At 34.8% G+C, this 21,809-nt stretch carries 16 protein-coding genes; 5 read left to right on the forward strand and 11 right to left on the reverse strand.

Annotation, left to right across the window (positions count from 1 at the left end):
• Positions 1–56: 56 nt before the first annotated feature.
• The 8 genes from HB672_RS04655 to HB672_RS04690 form a co-directional block, all read right to left on the reverse strand.
• On the reverse strand, positions 57–761 hold the full coding sequence (locus HB672_RS04655) for a hypothetical protein (protein WP_167608503.1): 705 nt from the start codon (positions 759–761) through the stop codon (positions 57–59).
• An 85-nt stretch (positions 762–846) separates the two neighbouring features.
• Positions 847–1,782: a dihydrofolate reductase gene (locus tag HB672_RS04660; protein WP_167608506.1), complete on the reverse strand. Its 936-nt coding sequence runs from the start codon at positions 1,780–1,782 to the stop codon at positions 847–849.
• A gap of 112 nt (positions 1,783–1,894) precedes the next feature.
• Positions 1,895–4,681 carry a T9SS type A sorting domain-containing protein gene (locus tag HB672_RS04665; RefSeq protein ID WP_167608509.1) on the reverse strand — a complete coding sequence of 929 codons (2,787 nt, stop codon included), beginning with the start codon at positions 4,679–4,681 and terminating at the stop codon, positions 1,895–1,897.
• A 119-nt stretch (positions 4,682–4,800) separates the two neighbouring features.
• Positions 4,801–5,625, reverse strand: coding sequence for a thymidylate synthase (locus HB672_RS04670; protein WP_167608512.1), 825 nt, complete (start codon positions 5,623–5,625; stop codon positions 4,801–4,803).
• Between the two features lie 90 nt (positions 5,626–5,715).
• The gene (locus tag HB672_RS04675) at positions 5,716–7,110 is read right to left on the reverse strand and encodes a nucleoside transporter C-terminal domain-containing protein (protein WP_167608515.1); all 1,395 of its coding nucleotides are present in this window, start codon (positions 7,108–7,110) and stop codon (positions 5,716–5,718) included.
• Between the two features lie 100 nt (positions 7,111–7,210).
• A complete protein-coding gene (locus tag HB672_RS04680) occupies positions 7,211–7,819 on the reverse strand; it encodes a bifunctional nuclease family protein (RefSeq protein WP_167608518.1) in 609 nt (202 codons plus the stop codon).
• 164 nt (positions 7,820–7,983) lie between these two features.
• Positions 7,984–8,940 carry an electron transfer flavoprotein subunit alpha/FixB family protein gene (locus HB672_RS04685; protein ID WP_167608521.1) on the reverse strand — a complete coding sequence of 319 codons (957 nt, stop codon included), beginning with the start codon at positions 8,938–8,940 and terminating at the stop codon, positions 7,984–7,986.
• Between the two features lie 21 nt (positions 8,941–8,961).
• Entirely contained in the window at positions 8,962–9,708 is a 747-nt protein-coding gene (locus tag HB672_RS04690; protein WP_167608524.1) for an electron transfer flavoprotein subunit beta/FixA family protein, read from the reverse strand.
• Positions 9,709–9,865: 157 nt separating this feature from the next.
• On the opposite strand from HB672_RS04690, the gene HB672_RS04695 reads away from it, so the two are divergent.
• Together HB672_RS04695 and HB672_RS04700 are read left to right on the forward strand one after the other, a co-directional pair.
• Positions 9,866–10,843 carry a pyruvate dehydrogenase complex E1 component subunit beta gene (locus tag HB672_RS04695; protein WP_167608527.1) on the forward strand — a complete coding sequence of 326 codons (978 nt, stop codon included), beginning with the start codon at positions 9,866–9,868 and terminating at the stop codon, positions 10,841–10,843.
• Positions 10,844–10,906: 63 nt separating this feature from the next.
• Positions 10,907–13,393, forward strand: coding sequence for a DUF5686 and carboxypeptidase-like regulatory domain-containing protein (locus HB672_RS04700; protein ID WP_167608530.1), 2,487 nt, complete (start codon positions 10,907–10,909; stop codon positions 13,391–13,393).
• Between the two features lie 26 nt (positions 13,394–13,419).
• Here HB672_RS04700 and HB672_RS04705 read toward each other — a convergent pair whose 3' ends face one another.
• From HB672_RS04705 to HB672_RS04715, 3 genes are read right to left on the reverse strand one after another with little or no spacing between them, the layout of a single operon-like run.
• Positions 13,420–13,956, reverse strand: coding sequence for a hypothetical protein (locus HB672_RS04705; protein ID WP_167608533.1), 537 nt, complete (start codon positions 13,954–13,956; stop codon positions 13,420–13,422).
• Positions 13,957–13,975: 19 nt separating this feature from the next.
• Positions 13,976–15,139, reverse strand: coding sequence for a TlpA disulfide reductase family protein (locus HB672_RS04710; protein WP_167608536.1), 1,164 nt, complete (start codon positions 15,137–15,139; stop codon positions 13,976–13,978).
• A 3-nt stretch (positions 15,140–15,142) separates the two neighbouring features.
• Positions 15,143–17,338, reverse strand: a complete 2,196-nt coding sequence (locus HB672_RS04715; protein WP_167608539.1) for an acylase — start codon at positions 17,336–17,338, stop codon at positions 15,143–15,145.
• A gap of 164 nt (positions 17,339–17,502) precedes the next feature.
• On the opposite strand from HB672_RS04715, the gene HB672_RS04720 reads away from it, so the two are divergent.
• From HB672_RS04720 to HB672_RS04730, 3 genes are all read left to right on the forward strand, one after another.
• On the forward strand, positions 17,503–18,030 hold the full coding sequence (locus tag HB672_RS04720) for an inorganic diphosphatase (protein ID WP_167608542.1): 528 nt from the start codon (positions 17,503–17,505) through the stop codon (positions 18,028–18,030).
• A 110-nt stretch (positions 18,031–18,140) separates the two neighbouring features.
• Positions 18,141–20,609 (forward strand): sodium-translocating pyrophosphatase, encoded by a 2,469-nt coding sequence (locus tag HB672_RS04725; protein ID WP_167608545.1) that lies wholly within the window; start codon positions 18,141–18,143, stop codon positions 20,607–20,609.
• 87 nt (positions 20,610–20,696) lie between these two features.
• A complete protein-coding gene (locus tag HB672_RS04730) occupies positions 20,697–21,782 on the forward strand; it encodes an alkaline phosphatase family protein (RefSeq protein WP_167608548.1) in 1,086 nt (361 codons plus the stop codon).
• Positions 21,783–21,809: the final 27 nt, after the last annotated feature.

A 21,809-nucleotide genomic window follows, 5' to 3' on the forward strand; every position in this document is an offset into this window, starting at 1 on the left:
GAACTAGCGATTGATTATATACCTTGTTAGTATGTTTATTAGATATTTTTTCTTTTTTAAGAAGAATAATTCGCAAAATTATCCATTAATGCTTTCCACCAAACCCAATCATCAACGTAATACATTAATCCGTGTTGTACAATTATAAAAACCAGAAAAGGGACATAAGTTAGCTTTATTTCCTTTTTATTTCTCTCTTTCCAAATAATAAATAAGAGTACTAGTTCAATAGCTAGGTAGGAGTAGGTTAGAGCTTGATTAAAGTTAGAGGCAATTCCAAATGTAAATAAGAACATCCTTGCAAGCGCAGGAAGTAGGGGGCCAAATATTGTTGCTACCATAAAACGAGAATGAAGCATTAGCTTCTTTCGGAAATATAATGCTAATACATACAATAAGGCAAAACTTAGTAAAGTACAAGCATCAATAAAAGCAAGTTGATAGACCAATTTCGGAGGGTAATTTGCTTGACCCTGTATCATTAATCTCATCATTATTACTCCACAAATCACTATCAGAGGAACTAACAATAATGAGATCCAGCCCAAATATCTATGAGTTTTTAGTTTACCTTTTTGAAATAAATAAGGTTGTACAATAAGTAAAATCATCCATAGAGTTGCACTAATTCCATGAACATGATATGGAAGAGAAAAATCACCTAATCTACTAAAATAGGTAGTACTAAATCCTAATAACACAATTACTAAGCCCAGCGTTAAATATAGGTGTGCATATTTGTAAAATGCTTTTCTAGGCATAGCCTTAGATTTAAATTACCGTCAATTCAATGTTTTAATAACAGACGTTAAACGAAGTTAGTTGTTTTTTGCTAGAAAGTCAAGCCTACTTTCTCGTGTAAGTTAAAAACGAAAAGGCATACTCATGATTCTCGTCTTTATCATGAAAGGTATTACTGGTTTCTTGCCATATGGAGGTGTCTATCTTTGGAAAAAAGGTATCTGCCTCAAAGGAGTGATGTACCCTAGTCAGTTCAATTATATCGGCCAAAGGCATGGCTTGTTTGTAAATTTCGCCACCTCCAATCACAAAAGGTTGTGTGTCGCTTTTAGACGCATCAATAGCATCTTCAAGAGAGTTAACTACAATAACACCATCTGGAACTTTGTAATTTGCTTGACGCGTAATGACTACGTGAATTCTATTTGGTAAAGGCTTTGGGAAGCTTTCAAACGTTTTACGTCCCATGATAATATGGTGATTATTAGTTAGACGTTTAAAACGTTGTAAGTCGTCACTTAAATGCCAAATAAGCTTATTGTCTTTGCCAATAGCATCGTTTTCTCCCGCAGCTACAATAATTGTGAGTTTATTTGTTTTTTTTTTGGAGATAACTTCTGTGGTATTTTCAGGATTAACTTCGTTATAAGCTTGACTTTGTGCTATGAGTTTTCCCTCTTTTATAAAACCTTCTTTTAGTTTGGCAATGCGCTCCTGTTGTTTTGTAACTAACTTATCTAACTGTTGTTTTTCCCAATCTTTCCCCATAAATTTATTGGTAATAAACACGTTAAATAAATGGTATAGAAATAAGAATAACCATATAATTATAGCAAAAAGAAACCACTCTTTACCAAAGAATTTGAGGTCTTTGCCAATCCCTAAAACAGTATTTGCTAGTATTAAAAACACAGAGCCAATTAAAAAAATAACAAAGTGAATGTATAAGCGTTTTTTTTGCTTAACACGTCGTTGTGCATTTTGAATTAACTCTAATTGTTCACTATCTATTGATGGTGTCCTTTTCTTTTTTCCAAACATATCAATATGCTTTATGTACTATGATTAAGAATTGTAAATTTAATCAAATAGATTAACAAAAAGAAGGGTTTTAACTTTCGCTAAAACCCTTCTTTTTTAATATTTACGTATTTTATTTTTTAATAAATCGTTTAACACCATTTTTTCCATTAGAAGAAATTTGAATAAAATAAATCCCAGTATTTAAACTATTAACATCTACTTGACTGTTTTCTAATGTACCTCTCATAACATTTTGTCCCAAGATGTTATTAATTATAAATGAGGCATTATCACTTAATTCGTTAGGCATGCTTAAGTTTAATCTGTCACTAACAGGGTTAGGATACACTTTAATGCTTTCACTAATTTCGTTGTCTTCTAAACTTAGTACATGATTAATAGTTGCTTCAAACATACCATTACCATGCGTTCCAATCAATAACTTATTATCTGCAGGTCTATAAGCCATAGATCTTACTACTGCATAGCCAATTAAATTTGGAGCTTCTCTAGTCCAATCAACACCTCCTGCGTTAAGAGGGTTTGTAGAACTATAAAGACCTCTTCCAGTACCTACAAGATACAAAGCTTCTCCAGCTGTATTTACAGTAATTGCTGCAGATCTTATGGAGTGGGCTGATAAATTACGTTCGGCAACAGCCCACACTGGTGAAGCTACCGTAACATCTTGAGTAATGTAGATACTCGTAATCCCATAATTAGAATATGTTAACATTACAATTTTATTATCTGTTGGATGAATCGCTAATCCTGAAACAATTCCAGTGGCACCACTCGGTGTGATGTTCACTGAAGAAGCTACAGAAGCTGCATTTTGAGGGTCATCTAACCTATGAACAGCACCATTCTCCCCACCTATTAATAAATAACTCGTTCCAGCATTATAGGCTCCCCAACTAGTTCCAAACCTTGAAATATTAGCTAAGCCACTTGGTGCTCCCATGTTTGTCCAATCTGTAGCGCCAGCGCCAACCACAGTTGTTACATTAGTTGCATCTGTAGTTCTATATAAAATACTGCCTCCACCATAATACAAGTTTTTATTATTATCTGGATCTAAATGAAAATAAGTTACAAATTGACTAGTTGATCCAGCTGGCTCAATATTAGTCCATCCGCCAACATTTTTGAAAATTCGATAAAATGATCCGAGTTGAGACCCAACAAATAAAGGAACATTTGCATTATCTCTCGAAATACCGACAGCAACACCATCACCACCCCATATTCTTGTTTGTTCAGTTAAACTGCCACCTGTTCCTCCTTCATTTGTTCCATTATCTTGAAGGCCACCTATTACATAATCTGAAGCTGATTGAGGATCTATAGCCACATGATAGAATTGCTGAGTTTGATAGTTGTTGTTTAAACTAGTCCAAGCGACTGAGCCAGCAGTAACATCGGTTGTTTTATGTATACCTCCATCAGTACCAGAAAATAGAGTATTAAAATTAGGGCTATCTGTTGGGTCAAAAACCAGAGAATGAATATCTGGGTGATGTTCAGTTCCTCCTACACTGTATAGAGCGTAACTACCAGCAGATGCATAACCTCCAATTCTACTAAAACTTCCTACAGCAGTAATATCTGCCATTTTATATGCGTTTGTTCCACCAATAACTACAAAATTTTCATTATTAGGTTTTACGCTAACTACTAGATCATAACCTCCTTGCACAGCCATTGGGTCATTACCGTTGCTGCATCCAGGTTCATCTGGAAGTTTACTTGAATAATCTGTCCAAGTTGTACTTGATTGATCCCACATAAATAAATCTGCTTCAGGAGCTGCTATACCAGCACAATCTGATGACACACCATTTACATAGAGTACATATAATTTATTTTCGTTTGATGGGGAAAGCCCTAAAACCGCTCTTCCTGTAAGTTTGGTATGTAATGGAATTCCTCCTGGATTAGATATTGCAGTTGGATAAACTGTATTGTCTGATATTCGAGTCCAACCACCAGTACCAGTAGCTGAGGTCCAAACCCCTTCAATAGCTGCACCAGTTGTACCACCCATAGCAACATAAACTCTACCTGTTGAAGTAATTACAACATCAGTATCATTACCAGAATTAAAGCCAGATGGCATTGTTACTTCAGCAACCCAAGATACTCCATTAAATCGTACAACGCGTCCTACAATAGCAGCAAAAAGTTCACCTGTTGTTGGGTGTACTGCTAATGTGTAAATTTGATCAAAAAGATTGTCAAATGATTCATAAGTTGAAAAAGTGCCAGCCATTTGCGTCCAAGTCAATCCACTATCGATAGATTTCCAAATTCCTTGGCCTAAATAATAAGTGGCTCCATTTGCAGCTGAACTACCTAAGCCCCTTTCTCCAGTCGCATAGTACCAAATATTTTGAAAGCCAACTCTTGGATCTTGTGCAATAGCTGATACATTATGTATCTCATCATTTGCAGAAACTTTAGTCCAAGAACTGCCACCATTTGTAGTTCTAAAAACACCACCGCTTACACCTCCAGCAATTATTGTATTTCCTGTTCCATCACTTTTATCAAAAACTATAGTTCTGGTTCTTCCTCCTAGATTTGTAGGTCCTCTATTAACAAAGCTTGCTACTGGAGCTCTGAGATTGTCATCACCGTCAATTCGGATTTTTGCTTTTTGAGCATTCTGAAATTCTATAATTGTTTCTTCACGAGGAATTTCTCCAGTCGCAGGATTTGCTAATTGCTTATATTCAAAACGCGCTCTTTCTTCAGCATATAAAGCTCTTTGCTCAGGCGTTTTTTTAGTTTTCTTCACAAGTTTAGCTTCACTTGCTTTATCGACTACTAAGTTGTTTTCTTCTTCTTGAGTTGTAAATTTAAAAGCAACAAAAGCTAAAATTAAAAATACTCCGATGGGTAATAGTTTCTTCATAGTTAATGTTTTAGTGTTTCTTATTTCGAGAGTTGTAAACTACTAAATTAAAGTTTTATTCGTCAAAGGCAAAACAATTTTCGATGAACTGTAATTGAGTCGTATTTTATTTAAATTAATTACACAGCTACAACACCTTTTATGTGAGGATGCGGATTATAATCTACAAGCGTAAAATCATCAAAAGTGAAATCGAAAATATTTTTCACCTCAGGATTTAAGATCATTTTGGGCAATGGTCTTGTGTCTCTAGATAGCTGCAATTCTAATTGTTCATAATGGTTGCTATAAATATGAGCGTCTCCAAATGTGTGTATAAATTCACCAGCTTCGTAACCACAAACTTGAGCCATCATCATCGTAAATAAGGCATAAGACGCAATATTGAAAGGCACGCCAAGAAAAATATCGGCACTACGTTGGTATAATTGGCAAGATAGTTTGCCATCTGCTACATAAAATTGAAAAAAAGCATGACAAGGAGGTAGTGCTGCTTTACCATTGGCTACATTTTCACTAAATGATACTGAAGTGTCTGGTAAAACCGAGGGATTCCATGCAGATACTAGCATACGTCTACTATCTGGATTGTTTTTTAAGGTGTCAACTACTTCTTGTATTTGATCAATCTCATCACTATTCCAGTTACGCCATTGGCGTCCATAAACAGGTCCTAAATCGCCATTTTCATCAGCCCACTCATTCCAAATTCTAACACCATTTTCGGTTAGGTAATCTATGTTAGTATCACCTTTTAAAAACCACAACAACTCATATACTATAGATTTTAAATGTAATTTTTTAGTAGTGACCATTGGAAATCCTTCACTTAAATCGAAACGCATTTGATGTCCAAACACGCTTTTAGTGCCAGTTCCTGTGCGGTCTGCCTTTTCATTTCCATTTTCTAAAACGTGTTTTACGAGGTCTAAATATTGCTTCATTATCTCTTTAATTTCGTGGAAATAAAAGTAAAAAAAAGCTCTAAACCTAAAAGGCTAGAGCATATATTTATTTAAAAAGTTATTAACGATTTATCCAATAATCATTCCTGCAATTGTAGCCGAAATAAGAGAGGCAATAGTACCACCAATTAAAGCTTTCATTCCAAATTTTGACAAAGTTTTACGTTGTCCTGGAGCTAAAGAACCAATACCTCCAATTTGAATACCAATGGATGCGAAATTTGCAAATCCACAAAGCATATACGTTGCCATAATAATGGATTTGTTGTATGTTAAGTGAGTTGCACTAGCTGCATTTTTCAAATCTGCTAATTGAATATAACCAACAAATTCACTTGCTGCAAGTTTGATTCCTAGGAGTTGTCCCATGAGAGCCATATCTTCCTTAGCTACTCCTAAAAGCCACATTAATGGAGCAAAAGCATAGCCCAAAATAAATTCAAGTGACAAACTTTTATAAGGTGTGTTTGCTACTATCCAATCATTTAGACCTCCTATTTGTCCTATTTGTAAAAAAATCCAATTACCCATTGCAATAAAAGCCACAAACACTAACAGCATTGCACCAACATTTACTGCTAATTTTAAACCTTCGGTTGTTCCATTGGCGATAGCATCAAGAATATTCGTTCCAATCTTCTCTTGTGAAACGGAAACATCTGAATTTATGTTTTCAGTTTGAGGGTATAATATTTTTGAGATTACTATAGCGCCTGGAGCTGCCATAACAGAAGCTGCTAAAAGATGCTTAGCATACTGTAAACGAAGAACTGGGTCATCACCTCCAAGGAAACCAATATAGGCAGCCAATACGGCACCAGCTACGGTTGCCATACCACCAATCATTACTAAAAGCATTTCAGATTTATTCATCTTTTCTAAATATGCTTTAATTAATAGAGGTGCTTCGGTTTGACCTAGAAAAATGTTTCCAGCCACACTTAAACTTTCTGCACCAGATATTTTAAGTAATTTAGAAAGTAACAATCCAAATGCTTTAACAATCCATTGAATAATACCTAAATAAAAGAGAACAGAAGTTAAAGCAGAAAAGAATATTATAGTCGGTAATACTTGAAAAGCGAAAATAAAGCCAAAAGTATCCATATCAACCACCAAGCCTTCAAATAGAAACTGACTTCCTGCACGAGTAAAATCTAGCACCTTAACAAATAGTTGTCCGACTAATTCAAAAGAATTTTGAACAAATCCAACTTTTAATACACCTATGGCAATTAATAATTGAAATGAAAGCCCAATACCAACCGTTTTCCAATTGATAGCTTTTTTATTGCTACTAAATAAATAGGCAATAAAGATAAGAGAGATCATTCCTAGAATACCTTTCCAAATACTAGTAAAAGAGGTGCCCTGACTTGGAACTATTTCAGTTAAAACTTCTTGTGCAAAAGTTGGTGTAATCACAAAAAAAATAGCTATAACAGCTAAGAAACATTTTTTCATAAGATTATATTTAAAAGTGAAGGACACTCATAATAATTAGCTTTCAGTAAAATTAGAAAAGCAAGATAAGGATTTATTTTGGTATAGAAGTTAGTAAAATCTAACGCTTAGACATTTCGTCTCTAATTCTTGCAGCAGTTTCGTAATCTTCGTTTGCAACAGCTTGATCTAGCATTTTTTGAAGTTCTTTTAAAGTCTTGCCTTTAAAATTATCTTTACCTGCTGAGGTTTCGATTTCTTCGGCAAGTACTTCATCTACTAAAATATTATCAGCTTTTTCTTCATCTTCTTTATTTACTTTTAAATAAATTCCAGCTTTATCTAGAATGTTTTTATAAGTAAATATAGGTGCTTGAAAGCGTAAAGCTAAGGCAATTGCGTCACTGGTACGTGCATCAATAATTTCCTCAATTTTGTCGCGTTCACAAATTAAACTAGAATAAAAAACACCATCTACCAACTTGTGGATAATAACTTGTTTTACTACAATATCAAATCTGTCGGAGAAATTTTTAAATAAATCATGAGTTAGAGGTCTTGGAGGTTTTATCTCTTTTTCTAAAGCAATTGCGATAGATTGCGCTTCAAAAGCTCCAATGACGATTGGAAGTTTTCGGTCTCCATCAACTTCGCTCAAAATAAGTGCATAAGCACCATTTTGGGTTTGGCTATAAGAGATTCCTTTTATGTTAAGACGTACTAAACTCATAATATTTAAAAGACAAAGAACTGTTTAAATTTAGACTTTACCAACTACAAAAGGTAGAATTAAGATGAACGAACCTCAAATTTCGCTAAAAGTTAGAAATTTGAAAAGTCATGGTCATTTTAAAGAAGATTTAAACAGTTCTTTGGTATTTAAAGTTAAGAAAATTATGCGTTTTGCGCTTTAAATTCTTTTAATTTTTCAATTAACTGTGGAACAACTTCAAAAGCATCACCAACTACACCATAATCTGCAGCTTTAAAGAAAGGCGCTTCAGGATCCGTGTTTATAACTACTTTTACTTTAGAAGCATTAACTCCAGCAAGATGTTGAATAGCTCCCGAAATTCCTATAGCAATATACAAGTTAGATGCCACTGGTTTTCCTGTTTGACCTACGTGTTCGCTGTGTGGTCTCCAACCAAGATCCGAAACTGGTTTTGAGCATGCTGTAGCTGCACCTAACACTTCGGCTAATTCTTCAATCATTCCCCAATTTTCAGGTCCTTTTAAACCTCGCCCACCAGATACTACAATATCTGCATCTGCAATAGATACTTTATCTGTGGCTTTATCTACCGATTGTACTTTAGTGTTAGAAGTTATTAAACTAGGAGAAAAATCTTCAACTGTTGCACTTCCTGAGTTTTCTACTAACCCAAATGAATTACTTGAAACACCAACAACTTTTACATCTGTATTAATTTCAGTAAAATTAAATGCTTTATTAGTGAAGGCTGTTCGTTTTACAGAAAAAGGAGATGTGCTAACAGGTGCTTCAATAACATTAGAAGCATAACCAGCGTTTAAACCTACAGCTAACAATGGAGCTAAATACTTTGAGTCTGCACTAGAACTTACAATTACAACTTTCGCATCTTCTTTTTCGGCAGCTTGTTTTAAGGCGTCTGCATAAATTTTAGCGTTGAATTCGCTTGTGTTTGTTATGTTTAATACTTTATCTACCCCATAGTTCCCCAATTCGGAAGCATCACTAACATTAAAAGTAACAGCAGTAACAGTTGTTCCCATTTGCGAAGCAACTGCTTTGGCATACGAAGCGACTTCTAGAGCTGCTTTTTTTAATTTTCCTTCTTCTGATTCTGTATATACTAAAACTGACATGTTTTTAAATTTTGAGAATGATTAAATCACTTTAGCTTCATTGTGAAGTAAGCTTACTAATTCGTCGATATTGTCTGGCGACACTAATTTCACAGCACCTTTTGGCGCAGGTTTTTCAAATTTTACAGCAGAAGTTTCTGCGCTTGCATCAACTGGTTCCAAAACGTTTAAAGGCTTTTTACGAGCCATCATAATTCCTCTCATATTCGGTATACGTAAATCACTTTCTTCAACCAATCCTTTTTGACCACCAATAATTAAAGGCAAACTCGTTGAAATTGTTTCCTTTCCTCCATCAATTTCTCTAGTCGCAGTCGCATTAGAACCATCAACTTCTAAACCAATACAGTTATTTACAAAATTTGCATCTGTTAAAGCGGCTAACATTCCTGGAACCATTCCTCCATTGTAATCAATAGACTCACGACCAGCAATTACTAAGTCGTAACCACCATCTTGGACTACTTTTGCTAATTGTTTCGCCACAGCAAATCCATCAGTTGCATCAGTATTAACTCTAATTGCGCTATCTGCTCCAATAGCTAGTGCTTTACGTAAGGTTGGCTCAGTTTCAGTGCCTCCAATATTAACCACATCTACGCTAGCTCCTTGTTTCTCTTTAAACCACATGGCTCTTGTTAACCCAAATTCATCATTAGGGTTTATTACAAATTGAACGCCATTTGTGTCAAATTTTGTGTCACCTTCAGTAAAATTGACTTTTGAAGTTGTGTCTGGCACATGGCTAATACATACCAATATTTTCATCTTATTTATTTGATTTATTAAGTGTAAAATTTTGAGGTTACGAAGGTAATTAAAATTCTAATAATTTCCTATGCATGCATAGGAAATTATTAAAGTGAAGAATCTCCAATATTTTTCTAATTATTGTTATTTTTGCTGTTCGATTAAAACTTTATAAATGAAAACAATTCAGTTTAGAGAAGCCGTTTGTGAGGCAATGAGTGAAGAGATGCGTAGAGACGAAAGTATCTACCTAATGGGAGAAGAAGTGGCAGAATATAATGGTGCTTACAAAGCGTCAAAAGGCATGTTGGATGAATTTGGTCCAAAGCGCGTTATTGATACACCTATTGCAGAACTTGGTTTTGCAGGTATCGCAGTAGGCTCTACAATGACAGGTAATAGACCAATTGTTGAGTTTATGACGTTTAACTTCGCCTTAGTCGGTATTGACCAAATTATAAATAACGCAGCTAAAATCAGACAAATGTCTGGCGGACAGTTTAAATGCCCAATCGTGTTTAGAGGACCTACTGCATCAGCTGGTCAATTAGCGGCAACACACTCTCAAGCTTTTGAAAGTTGGTATGCCAACTGTCCAGGATTAAAAGTAGTAGTGCCTTCAAATCCTTACGATACTAAAGGCTTATTAAAGGCAGCTATTAGAGATGATGACCCTGTTATTTTTATGGAAAGTGAGCAAATGTATGGCGATAAAGGGGAAGTGCCAGAAGGCGAGTATGTTTTGCCTATAGGTGTAGCTGATGTTAAAAGAGAAGGAACCGATGTGACTGTAGTATCTTTTGGAAAGATTATTAAAGAGGCGTTTAAAGCAGCCGACGAACTTGAGAAAGAAGGTGTTTCTTGTGAAGTTATCGATTTACGTACAGTTCGTCCTTTAGATATTAACACGATTTTAGAGTCGGTTAAAAAAACGAATAGACTGGTAATTTTAGAAGAAGCGTGGCCTTTTGGAAATGTATCTACTGAAATCACCTATCAAGTGCAAGAAAAAGTATTTGATTATTTAGATGCTCCAATTCAAAAAATTAATACGGCTGATACACCAGCACCATATTCACCTGTTTTACTTGAAGAATGGTTGCCAAACAGCAACGATGTGGTAAAAGCAGTTAAAAAGGTGCTTTACAAATAAAAACATATCTTTTACGTTATATAAACTTCATTAGCACGATTGTTGATGAAGTTTTTTCTTATTATGAAATATAGATTAGTAGTACTTCTTTTTTTATTCGGAATAGTTTCTGGATTCACCCAAACAAAAGTTAGTGGTCACGTGCTTGATGAGAACGACGAACCTGTGTCTTTTGCGAATGTTATTTTTAAAAATTCTTCCGAAGGAACCATCACCAACGAAAATGGACGGTTTTATTTGGAGTCCGATCAAATTTGGGAGACTATTATTGTTTCTTTTTTAGGGTATGAAACTTTGGAATTGAAACTTGATAAAAAAGTAGCTTTCGATTTAAAAATTATTTTAAAAGAGTCAGCAGCTGAACTTGATGCTGTCGTTTTAATTTCTGGGAAACAGCCAAAAAAGAATAATCCAGCCATTGACATTCTACGAAAAGTGTGGGAACATAAGCGTAAAAACGGACTTAAACAGTTTAAACAATACGAATATGACAAATACGAAAAGGTAGAATTCGACATAAATACCATTGATAGTGCCCTTATAAAAAGCAAACTGTTTAGAGGGATGGAATTTGTGTTTGACCAAGTAGATACATCTAGTGTTACAGGTAAAACCTATTTGCCAATGTTTATTAATGAGGCGGTTTCTAAAGTATATGGCGATAATACTATTAGTAAGGAGAAAGAGGTTTTGCAGGGAAACAAAAACTCTGGATTTAGCGATAACCAAGTCATTATAGATTTTGTGGATGATTTGTATTCCGATTTTGATGTTTACGATAATTACTTAAAGTTTTTCGACAAGAGTTTTGTTAGTCCACTCTCCAGAACTGGCATACAAACTTATAACTATGTCTTATCCGATAGTGCTTTTATAGATAACAAATGGTGTTACAATATCATTTACTATCCACGGCGTAAAAACGAATTGACGTTTAAAGGAGATTTTTGGGTGAACGATTCCACCTATGCGATTAAAGAAATTAATCTGCAAGCCACCAAAAGCGCCAATATTAACTGGGTAAAAGAAATTTATATAGAGCAAGAGTTTGAAGTCCTTAACGACTCCTTGTTTCTGGTGAAACGTGACTATATGCTATCTGATTTCGCTTTTAATAAAAAAGAAAAATCACGAGGCGTTTACGGAAAGAGAACTACCTTATTTAATAATTACATGTTCGACGTTAAAAAGGATAAAAAATTCTATGACGAAGAAGTATATTATTACGACAAGGATGTTTATGATCGAGGCGATGAATTTTGGAACGCCAACCGTTTAGAGGAGCTTAGTAAAGATGAAAAAGGGGTTTATAAAATGTTGGACACTTTAAAAACCGTCAAGAAATTTAAGCGACTCTATAATTTGGGTAGTATTTTATCCTCTGGTTATATAGAGTTTAATAGTTTGCCATTAGATTATGGGCCCATATTTTCAACTTTTGGATTTAATGAAGTAGAAGGTATACGCTTGCGAACTGGAGTGAGAACTTACTTTGGGCGAAATGATATTTGGCGATTAGAAGGTTTTTTAGCTTATGGTTTTAGAGACGATAAATTTAAATATGGTATTTCTGGAAAATGGTTGCTCGATAAAAAGAATCGACTCATTATTTCTGGAGGTAACCGTCGTGATGTAGAGCAAATAGGAGCAAGTTTAACAACATCAACCGATGTGTTAGGACGAAGTTTAGCCTCTTCATCAGTAGTTGGGACAGGAAGTAACGACAAGCTTACGTCTATTAATTTAACCAGCGCTGCTATCGAAATGGAGCCATGGAGAAATTTGATAATGCGACTTGGTGGAAACTATCGAACCTTAGAATCGGCATCTCCAACTTTTAGTTTAGATTATAATACACCAACTGGAATCGCCTCTAAAATTGAGCAGTTTGAAACCACATTTTCTATGTCTTATTTCCCAGGACGGAAAATGACAGGTTTTGGTGTAGAACGCTATGATGCTAATGATGATTATGCACGACTATTTGCTCAAATTAGTTTAGGAAATAAAAATATGTTTAATAGTGATTTTGATTACACGAAGTTACAATTTTCATATTTACAACCATGGCAAATAGGAGGTTTTGGACGTTTAACCACTACCATTGAAGCAGGAAAAACTATTGGCGATGTACCGCTTGGGTTATTAAGCGTCATTCCGGGAAATCAATCGTATTTTTCGATTTATAACACCTTTTCGCAGCTTGATTTTTATGAGTTTGTTACTGATACTTATGCGTCTTTACATTTAGAGCATAATTTTAACGGACGCTTTTTTTCTAGAATTCCATTATTACGTAAGTTGAATTTGCGTGAAATTATTAGTGTGCGTGGTGTTTGGGGAGAACTATCTGATGGAAATATAGCTTTGAATAGTCCAACCAATATTCCATTAGTGGCGCCTAATGATGAAATTTACTGGGAATACAGTTTGGGTGTTGGTAATATTTTTAAAATCTTTCGTTTAGACTTTAACTTTAGAGGGAACTATCTTGATAACCCTGATGCCAGAAAATTTGGGGTAACAGGAACTTTTGGGTTTCATTTTTAGGAGATTCATTTTTATATTAATATTCGTCAACTATCTTCAAAATATTTTTTAAAAATGGATGTTTGTATTTTACCAATATTATTTTGTCTTGTATAATTGTAATCGTTTAAAAACACCCAAAACTCCTTTTTTATTTCTGAATCTTGATGTAATCTCAGTGTTATAGATTTGTTTTGAGATTCAATTTTAATCTCAATTTTTTCTGTTGGATGAGAATTGTGCCCTTGATAATTATCTATTAGAATTAATTGATTTTTCACATTTTTAAAAAAATCACCATCTAGTTTTTTATTATTAATTTTTAGCACAATATTCGGCTCATTTAATAATGACTGAATCTCTTTCAAAGCTAAGTAATCCATGACAAAAAACAAGCTATAACCGACTCCCCAAACAAATACGAATACTCCAATTAATACAAGTCCAGTCTTTTTTTTGTCTTTATGTTTTTCAAATTTAGACTGATATAGGATTATGTAAATTACACCAATAAATCCGAAAAAGAATCCTGGTATTATTAGCCATTTTCCCCAAAATGAAGTAATTAAGTCTAGTTCATTCATTTCATTTTATATCACACATTTATTCCAAAAGCCCATCCAATACAGTAAACGATTCTTCACTATCGCCAACAAAACGGTATAGAATTTTGCCTTCAGGGTCTATAATAAACTTGGTTGGGAAACCTGCAACATTAAACTTCAATACAAAATCATCATCGCCATTACCATTCATTAAATGTGTCCAAGTATAATTGTTTGGCGTAATAAATTTTTCAACTTGCTCTTTGGTATCTCCTTGGTTTACACCTAGAACTACCAACTTATCTTTATACTTTTCTTGGTATTCTTTTACTTTAGGCATTTCGGCAATACATGGTCCACACCAAGTTCCCCAAAAGTCGATTAAGACATATTTTCCTCTTAAAGAGTTAAACTCAAAAGAATCTCCAGTAAAAGTGTTATTGGTACTGAAGTTAGCAACAGTGTTTCCAATTTTTGTAGATTTAATTCCTGCGACGCGTTTCGTTACTGCTTTGTAAAAAGGGTAGGTTTTTAAGTTATCACTAAAAGCATTGTAGGCAGTTACTGCATCATAATCAGAGACTTGATTACGCAACATCATATCGGATAAATACCAAACAGCCGCTTCCGAATTTGGATTAGATAGTACAAACTCTTTTTTTAAAGCAACTACTTTTTCATCTAAATGCTTTATAGAATCTTCAAGGACAGATTGCCTTGGGTCATTCTTTTCTAATTTTCCTTTTTCCAATAAGTAGTTTATAGATGTATTCATTAATGGAAAAACTTTACTATTAATACTTGCTAAATCTTCATTGGCTTTTGTGCCAGAAGGATATGCGTTTATATAATCGGTTACTTTGCCATTAAAAACAATATGGTCTCCAGGGCTTGCTAAAAAAGCCAATTGAGACGATTTTACAGGATAATAACCTGTCTCTGTCCTCTTCATAGTACTCTCAACATTAGGCCAAAAGAAGATAAAAGTTGGTTGGTCAATTTTTGCTGTATAAGAGAAGCTTCCATTTTCTACAAAAATAGAATCGGATACGCGATTGCCTTCAGCATCTCTGTAGCTTCTACTCATATATTCTGTATCTAAACCTTCTATAGTTCCAGATACTGTAAATGAATCTGCTGGAACTTTAATTTCTTCTTTGCAGGTTTGAAAAAATGCTATTGTAAAAAATGCTACGCCTAGTTTTATAAAATTCTTGATCATAATCTATTGTTTTTCTCCGGGTTTATATGTCTTCGTAGCTCTTTTTTCTACATCTTCTCTGTAATACGCAACTTCTTTAAACTCACCATCTGCGTAATGTTGTGCTTGGTCATCGAAATGAGGAGAATTAGGGTCGCCACTTTGCCCTCCAGCTAACATAGATTTAGCTTTCACCTTATCTCCAAACTCTACAACAGCTACAAAGCTATTTCCAGAGGTTCCATATTGACGCTTGGTATCTTTACCAAAACGTGTTCCGTAAGATGCTAAAGCTCCCCAAGAACCAGAAGCCATACCTACCGCAATACTAGGTTGAGAGTCGTCAAACTCTTGATTGATTTTACCATCCAAACGTTGAAAACGGTTGAATTCTCCCCAAGGTGTTTTCCAAGAGCCAAAATCTTCAACTAATTTTTTGATAGCAGTTTGAAAAACCTCTAGACGTTCTTCTGGATCTGCAGTTTTACTCATATAATCAAAGCGTCCTAATCTGGTAATGCGTTTATTTCCTGTCATTGTTGGAATGTTTCCTGATCGATAATAGGCATTCAAATAAAATTGCGCTAGTGTCATTTCAACCGATGTTTCAGAAACCCTAAAATCCCAATTTTTTAATAAAGCGATGGCATCTTTAGCTTCTTGAGTTTTAGCAGGTGCTTTTTCGGCAGCATCCAACAATCCAGAAATCAATAAATCAGCTCCAGGTAAATAGGTGTCGTACGCCAAATCTAGTAATGTGTCTAAAGTTAAATCGTCTGCTTTTTGTAATAAAGGAATAGCATGCATACCTCTAAAGTTCTCAGGATACGAACTCATATATTCTGGATAATCCTCTTTTTTAGGACTATATTCTGCTGCACTTGTAAAAGGTGTAGAGTTACAATTTTGTATCCAACCATTTGGTGGATTTAGCACTAAAATATTATCCTCTAAAGGATGTAGTCCATCCCAATCCGTTTCAGGATTACTCCCATCTACAGGTTTTGTGTAATCAAATTTTACGTTTCGTTTTGGAATAAAGTTGCCATGATAATACGCAATAGTACCATCAGCATCCGCGTACACCGTATTGTTTGAAGAGTTGGTGCGAATATCCATCATATTGTAAAACTCATCATGATTCGATTTTTTTGTTCTTGTAAACGATTGCTCTAAAGCTTTTATAGGACTCCACATTAAAGCGGTAGAGACCCATTTGTCATCATTGGAATGCGTTATTGGTCCATGATGTGTGCGATACATCATAAAGGTTTTGTCTTTTAAACCATCAGCACTTTTGTAGTTTAAAGTCACTTCCATAGAATCTACTGGGCGTAATTCCTCACCATATTTATAAGATGTTTTTCCGTTTTCTTGTACAATGGTTTCTTCAAATTCATCAATAATATCTGTTCCAGTTGAGGTGTGCATCCAACCAGTTTTTTCGTTAAAGCCTTGGTACACGAAAAATTGTCCCCAGGTTACAGCGCCATACGCATTTAAACCCTCTTCGCTAACGACGTGTACTTCGCCTCGAAAATAAAATGATGTGTGTGGATTAATCAATAACATTGCATTACCAGATTTTGTTTTGTCTCCAGAAATTGCAAAGCCATTAGAACCGCGTGGCTCATCATCTTTTAGTCTAATTAACCCATCGTTAACAGCAAGAACTTCTTCATTCTCATTATCATAAAAATCTTTAATTTTTCTAGTAGAAACTCGTTCAATATCTCCGCCAATAGAACCTTCGCTAAAATACATTGGCATCCAAGGTTCAAAGTGAGTTAGTAATTTTGGCTTCACTTCAGGGTGAGTTTTAAGGTAATAGTTGACACCATCAGCAAAAGCTATACATAAATCTTTTAACCATTGTGGACTATTATTGTAGTTTTCAATGGCCTCTTCTTTGGTCATGTATAACTTAGCTCTCAAATCACTATAAATAGAAGCTTCGCCTTCAACTTCGGCTAATCTTCCAATAGCCCAAATATAGTTGCGTTCAACACGATTAAAATCGTCTTCGCATTGTGCATATAATAAGCCAAACACAGCATCAGCATCTGTTTTGCCATAGATGTGAGGTACGCCAAAGTCGCCTCTAATAATTTCAACGTTTTCGGCATGTTGCTGCCAACGTTTCTCTTCTTTGGTTAACGTTGTTTCATTTTTACAACTGACTAAAATAAAAAGGATAAGAAGGGTTAATGCACGATTCATAATGGTTGGTTTTTTCAGTGTTTTAATTATTAAAATAACTATTGATTAAGTATGAATTTGGAGGAGCACCAAGTTAGTTTTTTTTTCTAACAAAATCAATGCGTTTTTTGTTGCTAAAAGTTAAAACGATAACTACCTTTGCGCACCCAAAAAGAAATGTAATTATGAGTAAGAATAATGAAACGACATTCGACGTGTTAATCGAAATTCCAAAAGGAAGCCGAAACAAATATGAGTACGATTTTGTCTTGAATAAAATACGTTTTGATAGAATGTTATTTTCGTCAATGATGTATCCTGGTGATTATGGTTTTGTACCAGAAACATTGGCATTAGATGGTGATCCACTTGATGTATTGGTACTTGGAGCCGAACCAACATTTCCAATGTGTGTTATGGAAGTACGCCCAATAGGTGTGTTCCATATGACAGATGAAAAAGGTCCTGACGAGAAACTAATTTGTGTATCAGTAAATGATCCATTTTGGAATAAAATAAATGATTTAAGTGAATTAAACCCTCATAGATTAAAAGAAATAGAACACTTTTTTGAAGTTTATAAGGATTTAGAAGAAAAGAAAGTAGATGTTGGTGGCTGGGGAAATGCCGAAGAAGCAAAAAATATTTATCATAAATGTGTACAACGTTATGATGAAAGTGAGCATAAAAAGAATCGTACTTTTACAATATAAATAGTACTTTAATAAAAGTAAGCAGGCCATTCTTTATAAATTAAGAGTGGCTTTTTTTATCTGCCATATTTTACTATTTTTGGCGGAGTTTAAAAATAAACAACTAACATATGGAATTATTAGTAAAATTATTACCTGCATTTGGTGTTTTGGCCTTGATTTTTGTTTTTATAAAAAGTGGCTGGGTTTCAAAACAAGACGTTGGTGATGCAAAAATGGCACGTATAGCCAAAAATATTGCAGACGGTGCAATGGCATTTTTAAAAGCCGAATACAAAGTTCTAGCAATTTTTGTGGTTGCAGTAGCAATCCTATTGTTTTTTAAAGGAAACAGCGAAGAAGGTTCAAACTGGATGGTAGCAGTATCGTTTATAGTTGGAGCTATTTGTTCAGCGTTGGCTGGATTTATTGGAATGAAAGTCGCTACCAAAGCAAATGTTAGAACCACACAAGCGGCAAGAACATCATTAGGGAAAGCACTAGAAGTTGCTTTTGCTGGGGGTTCTGTAATGGGATTAGGTGTTGTAGGTTTAGGTATTTTAGGTTTAAGTGGCTTATTTATGGCATATCAAATGATGTGGCCAGGAGCAGACAATATTCCAATGGTACTAAACGTACTTTCTGGATTTTCTTTAGGAGCATCATCTATTGCATTATTTGCACGTGTTGGTGGAGGTATTTATACTAAAGCAGCCGATGTTGGAGCAGATTTAGTTGGTAAGGTTGAAGCTGGTATTCCAGAAGATCACCCTTTAAACCCTGCAACTATTGCAGATAATGTTGGAGATAATGTTGGAGATGTAGCTGGAATGGGAGCCGACTTATTTGAATCGTATGTAGGATCTATTATAGGTACAATGGTATTAGGAGCTATTATTATAACTCCTAATTTTGATGGTTTAGGAGCGGTATATTTACCATTGGTTCTTGGAGCTGTAGGAATTATAATGTCAATTATAGGAACATTTTTTGTAAAAGTAAAAGATGGTGGAAATCCACAAACAGCATTAAATATTGGTGAATTTGGTTCAGCAGGATTAATGGCTGTTGCAACTTACTTTTTAATTCAAGAATTTATTCCAGAAACGTTTAACTTAAATGGCGTTGAGTACACATCTATAGGTGTGTTTTTTGCTGTGATTGCTGGTTTAATAGCTGGTTTGGCGGTTGGAAAAATAACAGAGTATTATACAGCTACAGGTAAAAAACCTGTAATGTCTATTGTAAGGCAATCTGAAACTGGATCTGCTACAAATATTATTGCTGGTTTAGGTGTAGGTATGATGTCTACAGCAATTCCTATTATTTTAATCGCTGCTGCTATTATTGTATCTCATCATTACGCAGGGTTATATGGTATTGCAATTGCAGCTGTAGGGATGTTAGCAAACACAGGTATTCAGTTAGCTGTAGATGCTTACGGACCAATTTGTGATAATGCTGGTGGTATTGCTGAAATGGCAGAATTACCAAGTGAAGTACGTGAGCGTACAGATAAATTGGATGCTGTTGGTAATACAACTGCAGCAGTAGGTAAAGGATTCGCCATTGCTTCGGCAGCATTAACAGCGTTAGCATTATTTGCCGCTTTTATGCAGACAGCAGGTGTAACTGCAATTGATGTATCTAAACCAAATATTATGGCAGGATTATTAGTTGGTGGTATGTTGCCATTTGTATTTTCTGCTTTGTCTATGAATGCAGTTGGTAGAGCAGCTATGGCAATGATTGAAGAAGTTAGACGTCAGTTTAGAGATATTCCTCAATTAAAAGCAGCTTTAGAAGTAATGCGTAAGTATGATAGTGATATGTCTAAAGCATCTGACGCAGATAGAAAAATATTTGATGATGCAGATGGCGTTGCGGATTACGGAAAATGTATTGATATTTCTACGAAAGCGTCAATTAAAGAAATGGTGTTGCCAGGTCTATTGGCAATTGTTGTTCCTGTTGCTGTTGGATTTATTGGAGGAGCAGAAATGTTAGGAGGTCTTCTAGCAGGTGTAACAACTTGTGGAGTACTTATGGCAATCTTCCAATCGAATGCTGGAGGTGCTTGGGATAACGCTAAGAAAACTATTGAAGAAGAAGGTAGAAAAGGAACAGAGGCTCATAAAGCTGCTGTTGTTGGTGATACTGTTGGAGATCCGTTTAAGGATACATCAGGACCATCATTAAATATCTTATTAAAGTTAATGTCTGTAGTAGCATTAGTTATTGCACCAAGTATTGCTTTAACTGGAGACAGTGCTTATGCTGTTGAAGCAAATGAAAAAGTTTGGATTGATGAAGATGGTAAAAAACACGTTGTTAAAGGAGATATGGCAATGTTAACTGAAGAAGCTGAAAAAATAGTAAAAGTAAACATCGAAAAGAATGACGATGGTACTGCTAAAGCAACTGTAACAACTACCGCTACTAAAGATGGCAAAACAACAACTGAAGATAAAGTATATGAAGGTACTTTAGAAGAAGTTAAAGCAAAGTTAGATGCGCTTGAAGATGTTGGGCAAAAGGTAGAAGGGAAAAAGAAGATGATTAAAAAAGTTATCGAAGAAGTAGAAGAAGAGAAAAGCTAATACTTCAAACTTCATATTAAATAAAAAACCACGCAATTAGCGTGGTTTTTTATTTATAAATTTGAGGTACATTCTAAAATCGTCAAAATGAAAAGATTTTTTTTATTACTCTTAATAGTTCTTATAAGTTGTAAATCAACAACGGATCAAGAAATTAGCAACACTAATGAACAGCACGTCATCTTGATTACATTAGACGGATTTAGATGGCAGGAATTGTTTTCAGGAATAGATGAAGATTTGATGACCAATAAAGATTTTTCTAGTGATTCTTCTGGATTAAGGAAGCTTTTCTGGAAAGGCACACCTCAAGAAAGACGTAAAGCATTGTTGCCTTTTATTTGGGAGACTGTTCCTGAATTAGGTCAAATATATGGTAATAGAATGTTGGGTAGTCATGTTAATCTTACCAATTCCTATTGGTTTTCTTATCCAGGGTATAATGAAATTCTCTCTGGGGATGCTGATGATGATAGAATACAAAGTAATGACAAAATACCAAATCCAAATAGAACTATTTTGGAGATAGCTAATGCAGATGAACGTTACAAAGGTAAAGTTGGTGCTTTTGCAAGTTGGGATGTGTTTCCATATATAATAAACGAAGAGCGTAGTGGAGTGCCTGTAAATGCAGGTTTTGATTTAGCTGAAGGAGATTTAACTAGTAACGAAGCCTATTTAAATAAGTTACAAGAAGCAACACCTAGTCCGTGGAGTACTGTTAGATTAGATGTGTTTACACATCATTTTGCTTTAGAATATCTAAAAAAAGAACATCCAAGTTTGGTATATATTTCTTATGGTGAAACAGATGATTTTGCTCATGATGGAAATTATGATGCTTATCTAAAATCGGCAAATACGACTGACGGATTTATTAAAGAACTATGGGAGTATACTCAAAATGATGCTATTTATAAAGATAAAACAACCTTTATCATTACTACAGATCATGGACGTGGAACACAACCAATTGAAACCTGGAGAGGCCATGGTTCAAGTGTAGATGGTGCAGATGAGGTTTGGCTTATTGCATTTGGAGCAGGAGTAAAGCCTTTAGGCGAAATTACTCAAGGTGAACAATTATATTCTAATCAAATTGCTAGTACCGTTGCGCAATTATTAAAACTGGATTTTGAATCTAGTAAGGTACCAATTAGCTTAAAAGATTAAATAAAAAACCACGCTATATGCGTGGTT

The sequence above is a fragment of the Gaetbulibacter sp. S0825 genome, assembly GCF_011777505.1.
Taxonomy (GTDB): domain Bacteria; phylum Bacteroidota; class Bacteroidia; order Flavobacteriales; family Flavobacteriaceae; genus Pontimicrobium.